At 34.6% G+C, this 1,620-nt stretch carries 1 protein-coding gene; it reads right to left on the reverse strand.

Features of this window, described 5'->3' with window-relative positions:
* Window positions 1-453 precede the first annotated feature (453 nt).
* Window positions 454-1,545 carry a WD40 repeat domain-containing protein gene (locus MW688_RS17030; RefSeq protein ID WP_486737209.1) on the reverse strand — a complete coding sequence of 364 codons (1,092 nt, stop codon included), beginning with the start codon at window positions 1,543-1,545 and terminating at the stop codon, window positions 454-456.
* Between the last annotated feature and the right edge of the window lie 75 nt (window positions 1,546-1,620).

Here is a 1,620-nt window from a genome sequence, read left to right on the forward strand (position 1 = left end):
AATGAACTTTTTCTGAGGTTAATTTAGTACATAAGTTCTGGTGCAAGATATGAGTTTACCCAAAGTTACTGGTTGGGGTTGAGTTTTGAAGTAATGAGTAATGAGTTTTGAAGTCTTGAAGTAGAGAAATGAACTTTTTCTGAGGTTAATTTAGTACATAAGTTCTGGTGAAAGATCTGAGTTAAACCTGTTGGTAGGGTGTAGGGCTAAATACAGTTGAAAATATCTACCCATTACTGCTAAAAATTTCCCATTTGATTAGCTAAATAGCTATAATGGGAAAGTTTTAGTCAGTTGACAATTAGGGACAAAGGTAAGAATAGTAGATTGTAGATTGTAGGGTGCGTTAGGCTGGCACAACACTCTATAAATTCAACACAATATAACTAATTGCCGTAACGCACCGAATAGAGGTAGATTGTAGGGTGTAGTGACATCAACCCAACCTACAATTTACGAAATGCCATTTAATTTTAAATAATATAATTCCCCAGTGATATCTCCTACAATAACTAAAGGTTGATACATAGAGATAAATAAGCAACTAATTTTATGAGGAACATCATAACTAGCGATCTCGATTCCTTGGTTTAAATTCCAAATCTTGAGAGTTTTATCACCACCTCCTGAAACAAGAAAATTACCATCAGCAGTTACACCGACCACACTAGTATAGTTGGTATGACCTTTGAGAGTAGTTATTTGTTCTTGGGTATTTATATCCCACACTTGCAACAGATTATCATTACTAGTAATTAAACTATTTCCATTAGGGGTAATAGCGATCGCTCCCTTCCCATCCCCAAGAGTATCTAGACTATTAAATAATATTTTTCCTGTGTCTAAATCCCAAATTTTCAAACTTTTTTCCAGATTACCAGCTACAACTTTTTGACTATCAGCAGTAATCAATAAAATTTGACTATAATCATCATAGTTATGACCATTTACTGAGAAATAAGTTCCTCTATATTCATACTCATCTAACTTATTTAACCAATCCTCACAAATATCTAGAGTTAGTAATTGTTTACCCGTTTCTATATCCCAAACCAATAAACAATCCCAACTCTTAGACACACATAGGCGATTATCTGGAGTGATTATCGCTTTTTGAATGATGTTCTTGTGACCTTCTAGAGAAAAAAGTTGTTCTTTGGTTTTTAAATCCCAAATTTTTATTAGTTTCTGTTTATCCCCCAATACTATCTTAGCTCTATCTGTACTAATACCGCCAGGGTCAACTTGATAAGTATATTGTTTTAAAGTTAATAATTCTGTCCCGGTTTCTAAGTCCCAGATTTTGTTAGTATTGTCTTGACTGCTAGAAATAATTATCTTGCCATCAGGACTTACTGTAACTGCATTAACCCAGTCTGTGTGACCCTCTAGGACAAGTTCTACTTCACCAGTTTCTATATCCCAAACTCTTAAAGTATTATTATTGCCATTAGCTATAGCTTTTGCTCCCCAGGGCAATAAGGCGATCGCATTTACATATTTACTTTGAGGTTGAGGGAGGGAAATTCTCCGTAATTTAGCCATTGTTTGAACTTATGCTACCTTAAGTCAACAAAGCGCCATAAGAAGCCTATTAGCCCAATAATCTTAAAGTAGCAG

It is taken from the genome of Johannesbaptistia floridana (genome assembly GCF_057440575.1).